The 6,098-nt window shown below is 59.7% G+C and carries 6 protein-coding genes; 3 read left to right on the top strand and 3 right to left on the bottom strand.

Annotated features, from left to right (window positions below; translation table 11 throughout):
* The 3 genes from PMI11_RS11935 to PMI11_RS11925 form a co-directional block, all read right to left on the bottom strand.
* The coding region (locus PMI11_RS11935; RefSeq protein ID WP_007817105.1) for an ABC transporter permease at window positions 1-600 on the bottom strand (600 nt) is incomplete at its 3' end.
* Window positions 597-1,625, bottom strand: coding sequence for an ABC transporter permease (locus PMI11_RS11930; protein WP_007817103.1), 1,029 nt, complete (start codon window positions 1,623-1,625; stop codon window positions 597-599). The genes PMI11_RS11935 and PMI11_RS11930, both read right to left, overlap by 4 nt.
* 15 nt (window positions 1,626-1,640) lie before the next feature.
* Window positions 1,641-3,236 carry an ABC transporter substrate-binding protein gene (locus PMI11_RS11925; RefSeq protein WP_007817100.1) on the bottom strand — a complete coding sequence of 532 codons (1,596 nt, stop codon included), beginning with the start codon at window positions 3,234-3,236 and terminating at the stop codon, window positions 1,641-1,643.
* A gap of 122 nt (window positions 3,237-3,358) precedes the next feature.
* On the opposite strand from PMI11_RS11925, the gene PMI11_RS11920 reads away from it, so the two are divergent.
* From PMI11_RS11920 to kdgD, 3 genes are all read left to right on the top strand, one after another.
* Complete coding sequence (locus tag PMI11_RS11920; protein ID WP_037071184.1) at window positions 3,359-4,069, top strand: FadR/GntR family transcriptional regulator; 711 nt, start codon at window positions 3,359-3,361, stop codon at window positions 4,067-4,069.
* Between the two features lie 66 nt (window positions 4,070-4,135).
* Window positions 4,136-5,116: a mannonate dehydratase gene (locus PMI11_RS11915; RefSeq protein WP_007817095.1), complete on the top strand. Its 981-nt coding sequence runs from the start codon at window positions 4,136-4,138 to the stop codon at window positions 5,114-5,116.
* Window positions 5,117-5,160: 44 nt separating this feature from the next.
* The gene (kdgD, locus tag PMI11_RS11910) at window positions 5,161-6,084 is read left to right on the top strand and encodes a 5-dehydro-4-deoxyglucarate dehydratase (protein WP_007817093.1); all 924 of its coding nucleotides are present in this window, start codon (window positions 5,161-5,163) and stop codon (window positions 6,082-6,084) included.
* Window positions 6,085-6,098 lie beyond the last annotated feature (14 nt).

Below are 6,098 nucleotides of genomic sequence, written 5' to 3'. Positions count from 1 at the left end.
GGCGCAAGAGAGGCGGCCTGCCGCAACATAGTCGGCATTTCTGACGACCAGCGCCTCGGCGCGCGCCAGGCGGGCGATCGGTGGCCATGCCGTGAGCGAAATGGCGATGATTGCCGTCGTCAGCCCGGCCCCGAGTGCGGCGGCGAATGCCAGCGCCAGGATCAGCGAGGGAAAGGACAGGACGATATCCGTTGCCCGCATCAAGAGCGCGTCCGTGCGACCACCGAAGAAGCCGGCGACGACACCGATCAGCAGGCCAATCGGACCGACGATCAGGGAGATCGAAAGGACAGTCTGGACGGTGATCCGCGTTCCGTAGATCAAGCGGCTCAGAATATCCCGGCCGAACTCATCGGTGCCCGCCCAATGCGCGGCACTCGGCGGCTGCAGCGCATCGGACAGGACCTGGATGTTGGGATCATAGGGCGCGAGCAAAGGCGCAAGGATCGCGACGACGCAGAGGATAGCCAGGATAACAAAACCGGCCATGCCGAGCGGTTCCTGCCCCAGCCTTGAGACGATCCGCATCATCGAGCCTGAGATCCGTGCAGGCAGGCTCGGTGGGCGCACAGTGAGGTCGGTTTGGATTGCATCGCTCATTGCGCAGCCTCCCGCGTCCGCGGATCGAATATCGCATAGGCGATGTCCGCCAGGAAATTGAGGAACATGAAGATAAAGCCGATGATGATGGTGGCGGCAACGACGGCATTCATGTCGCCGATCATGAGTGCGTTCGTCATATATTGACCGATACCCGGCCAGGAAAAGACGATCTCTGTCACGACGGCGCCTTCCAGGAGGCCGCCATAGGAAATAGCCAGGATGGTGATCAACTGGACGGCGATATTCGGCAGGACGTGACCGATGACGGTACGGGCCGGGCCGACACCCTTTGCACGCGCGGCAATCACATAATCCTGGCTCAATTGCTCAAGAGTGAAGCTGCGGGTCATGCGGGTAATATAGGCCATGGCGGCATAGGCCAGGATGACAGCCGGCAGGATGATGTGACCAGCCGCATTCCAGAAGATCTCCGTCTCTCCCTGCAGCAGGCTGTCGACAAGCAGCAGTCCCGTTTGCGGTGTCACCATGCCCTCGTAGAAGACATCGACACGCCCGGGACCTCCTACCCAGTTCAGTCCGGCGTAGAAGATCACTAGGCCGACGATCCCGAACCAGAAGACCGGGATCGAATGACCGACAAGCGCCACGATCCGGGCGATCTTGTCGATAAAAGTGTCTCGAAAGAGCGCCGCCGTCAGCCCGAGCGGAACGCCGACGAAGGTCGAGATCAGGATCGCCAGGGTGGCGAGTTCGAAGGTTGCGGGAAATGCCTGGGCAAGATCCGAAGAGACCGGATTGCCAGTCAGCACCGCCGTTCCGAAATCGCCATGCGCCAGGCCATTCAGGTAGATCAGGAACTGCTGGTAGATCGGCAGGTCCAGACCAAGCTTCTGGCGCATGGCGGCATAGGCGGCCGGGTCTGCCAGCTCGCCGACGATCGCTCCGACAGGATCGGCAGGAAGAATACGGCCGATCACGAAAGTGACGCACAGCAGGATGAACAGGCTGACGGCCAGGTGTGCCACCCGACGCGCAAGTTCCTTGACGGAGAGTTCCTTCATGATCGGCGACCTTGCTTAATCGGTCTCGGCTTTCGTGACGCCCTCAAGGCGCGTCGTCTGGTTCGGATGGCCGACATAGCCATGGACGTCACTATTCAGCACGATGGGCTCGAAGCGCTCGAACATCGGCAGAACGGCCGGCTTCTGATCCACGAACATCTTCTGCATCTCGACGTAGAGTTCGCCGCGTTTCTTCGGGTCTGCCTCGAGCGAGGCTTTTGCCGTCAGAGCCGTCAGTTCGGGAATGTCCCATGCCGAGCGCCAAACGAAGTTACCTGCATTGTTTGCCTCGAGAGAATTGTCGGGATTGGAGGCGAACTGCTCCATCGCCCCGAGCACATTCGGCATGTAGGCGCCTGTCTGCGGAATGAGGAGATCGAAATTCCGGGCCCGGTGGGCCGCGATGATGTCGGATCCGTTGCCCTGCTGGATGTCGACCTTGATGCCGATCTGAGCGAGCGAAGCCTGGATTGCGGTGGCAAGATCGATGCGGGGCGTCTGTGCGATGGTTTTCAGACTGACCGAAAAGCCATCCTTGAAGCCGGCTTCGGCAAGAAGCTCCTTCGCCTTGGCGACATCGAGGTGCCAATCGGGGCTTGGGATTGCATATTCGAAGTTCTCGGGAACAGGCACGGTACGCGCACGCCCGTAAGGACCCATGATAGTCTTCTCGATCCCCTTGTAGTCGATACCGTAGGCGATCGCTTCGCGCACCTTCGGGTTCGACAGGTATTTGTTACCGGCATTCATCGACAGCACGTAGAAGCCACCTGTGGGCACACGCTGGATCTCGAAGCCCTTCTTGTTATCGAAGGTGGCGAGATCCGACGCGGTCATTGCACTTGCTATGTCGATATCGCCGCGTTCCAGCATCAGGCGTTCCACCTGGCTTTCGGGAACATGGCGGACGATGACGCGGCGCATCTTCGGAGCACCAGCAACATAGTTCTTGTTGGCGTCGAGAATGACGAGTTCATTGGGCGCCCAGCGGTTCAACGTGAACGGTCCTGAGCCGGCCGAATGCGTTCTCAGCCAAGCATTGCCATAGTCGTCGTTGGCGACATGCTTCTGGACCTCAACGCTGTCGACGACGCTCGCAATGACCATGGCCAGACGGTAAAGCAGAAGCTCCGATGTTACCTCGCCCGAAAGATCGATGCGCACCGTCTTGTCGTCGACGGCTTTGACCAGTTGATCGATATTGTCCTTCGTATAGCCGACACGCTTCAGGTTGGCGGCTGCGGCCTGATCAAGCTTCAGCAAACGGGCGAGCGAATAGACGACGTCCTTGGACGTCACCGGATTTCCGGAGGCGAAAGTCGCTTCGCGCAGCTTGAACGTGATCCCCTTGTCATCGACCTGCCAGCTTTCGGCAAGCTGCGGCACGATCTTGCCGTCAGGCGTCGAGGCAACCAAGCGATCGTAGAGGTTCGACATGATTTCGTTGGCCTTGGCCTCCGTCGCTTGCTGTGGGTCCAGCGAAAGAACCTGGGCAAGCGAGGTGCCGATCACCAGCTGATCGGCAGGCGTGGCCGCCTGAAGTGCCGGCGCCGCCAAGGTCAGCGCGCAGAATGCGACACCAACAAACAAGCTTCTGGAAAAATGCTTCATTGCAACTCCTCCCTGAGTTACTATACAAGACATAATATGTCGTCCGTATGTCGTATTATGATTTTTCAACGCGCTTTGCAAGCGTCATGCGGACAGAGGCGAATAAAATGGGGAACGACGAAATGGTGGCGGGCACGCGTGGCAGGCAGCGCTTGGCGCAGCAGGTGATCGACCAGTTGCGCATGCAGATCGAGACGGGAAAGCTTCGCGAGGGAGATCAGCTTCCAACCGAACCCCAGCTTGAGGCGGCCTTCGGTGTCAGCCGCACGGTCGTGCGGGAGGCGATCGCCGACCTGCGCGCGGCCGGATTCGTCCGGCCCGTTCAAGGCAAGGGCGTCTTCGTGTCCGATCCCAAGGCACATGGCGGGCTGATTCTGACGCCGGTCGAGGTAAAGAGCATTCCGGAAACACTGGAATTGCTGGAATTTCGTATGGCGGTCGAAGGAGAAGCTGCCGCTATTGCGGCCTATCGCAGAACAGCCGAACAGGAGGCGGCAATTCGGCTCGCCAACCGGAAAATGGCCCAACTCATCGAGAGCGGCGAGCCTACGGTGGAGGCCGATTATGAATTCCATACTGCCATAGCCAACGCCTCGAACAACAGATTCTACATCGACGCCCTGCGTCATTTCGGGCCGCGCGCGATCCCGCGCGGTCAATTCCCGACCTTGCCGGAAGCCAACGACCGCGCCTATCTCGAAAAAGTTCATGCAGAGCATGGTGAGATCCTGGCGGCTATCGCCGAGCAGGACCCTGACCGTGCGAGACAGGCCATGCGCGCGCATATGATGGCGAGCCAGCGACGATACCGGATGCTTGCAGAGCAGCAATGAGGCTCGACAACTTCCGAAATTCATATTATGTCATATGACATTGTTTGAATGATCGGGAGGTTAATCGTGTATTTGGGAACCCAGGTCGCCGCGCGGGACGACGATGATTTTCGCGTTTTTGCCCAGCTGGGCGTAAAGCATATTTCCGCTGACCCGCCGGGTGCGCCGTCGAGCTGGACGCTGGAGGATCTCGAGCGTCATCGCGATCACGTGGAGAGCTTCGGTCTCGTTCTGGACATGATCCAGCTTCCCCTGCCCTCCAAGCCGATCGAAAACGCATCCTATCCCGACATCCTGCTGGCTGGTCCGGAACGCGACCGGCAGATCGATGCTGTCTGCCGGATGATCGAGAATTGCGCGAAGGCTGGCATTCCTGCGACGAAATACAATCTCAACCTCATCGGCATTCCCCGGACGGAGCTTGAAAAAGGTCGTGGCGGTTCTCTGAACGAGGCCTTTCGCTGGGACCAGGCCGATCAGCGGGCTGCGCCCGGTCTTGCCGGCGTCCTCTCGGAAGATGAGAACTGGGAGCGTATCGACTATTTCCTGGAGCGCGTGGTTCCCGTTGCAGAGAGCAACAGGGTGCGCCTCGCCTGCCATCCGCATGATCCCTATACGCCGCCGGGCTATCGTGGCGTCACCCGGGTCCTCGGCACTGTCGATGGACTGAAGAAATTCGTGCAGATGCGCGAAAGCCCCTATCATGGCCTGAATTTCTGCCAGGGTTCGATCGGCGAGATGCTCGACAATCCGCGCGAGGAGATCGACGACATCATCCGCTGGTTCGGCGCGCGCGGAAAGATCTTCAACCTGCACTTCCGCAACATCAGCGGCGGCAAGCTCTCCTTCATGGAAACCTTTCCCGATGAAGGCGACATGGACATGGTGCGGTCGCTGAAGGTCTACCGCGAGGTCGGCTACAAATATATGGTCATGCCAGACCATGTGCCGCGCATCAGCGGTCGCGACGCGACGGGCGTCGCCTTCAGCTTCTGCTACGGTTACATCGCCGCGGTGCTCGAAGCGATGGAAGCCGGTCATATGTGAGCGACGCGCTCACCTTCAATCAGCAATTATTCAAGGAATTCAACATGGATCCCAACGCCATCAAGAAAGCCGTGGGCGACGGCCTCCTCTCCTTCCCGGTCACGCATTTCGACAGCGAGAACAAGTTCAACGAAGCCGCATACCGCGACCATGTGAACTGGCTTGCCGGTTTTGATGCCAGCGCACTTTTTGCCGCTGGGGGCACGGGTGAATTTTTCTCCCTCAATCCGGCCGAAATCCCCGCCGTCATTCGCGCCGCCAAGGCTGCGGCAGGCAAAACGCCGATCATCTCCGGCACTGGCTATGGCACGTCACTTGCCATCGATATTGCGCGCGCTGCGGAAAAGGCCGGTGCCGATGGCCTGCTCCTTCTTCCGCCCTATCTGATGTTTGCCGAGCAGGCCGGGCTTGTCGCCCATGTGAAGGCTGTCTGCCAGTCGGTCGGGATCGGCGTGATCGTCTATAACAGGGACAACGCGATCCTGTCGGCCGACAGCATCGCTCAGCTTTGCGATGAGTGCCCCAATCTCGTCGGGTTCAAGGACGGTGTCGGCGATGTCGATCGGGTCATCGAGATCACCACCAAGATTGGCGACCGGCTCGTCTATGTCGGCGGCATGCCGACCCACGAAGTCTACGCTCAGGCCTATTTCGCCGCCGGCGTTACCACCTACTCCTCGGCGGTCTTCAACTTCGTGCCGGCTCTTTCGCAACGCTTCTACAAGGCGCTCAGGGCAGGCGACCAGAAGACCGTCGACCAGATCTTGAAGGATTTCTTCTTCCCCTTCGTCGCGCTGCGCAACCGCAAGAAGGGCTATGCAGTCTCCATCATCAAGGCCGGGCTGAAAGTCATCGGCCGCGATCCGGGCGCCGTGCGCGCGCCGCTCACGGATCTGACGGCAGAGGAACTCTCCGTCCTGCAGTCGATTGTCGAGGCCAATGACCAGGCGAAACTGGCCGCGGAGTAAGACCGCGGCGATCG

Origin of the sequence: Rhizobium sp. CF142 (assembly GCF_000281145.1) — a bacterium.
Classification (GTDB): domain Bacteria; phylum Pseudomonadota; class Alphaproteobacteria; order Rhizobiales; family Rhizobiaceae; genus Rhizobium.
The sequence above is the reverse complement of the archived record's forward strand: the minus strand, read 5'-3'. Positions and strand labels throughout refer to the sequence as shown.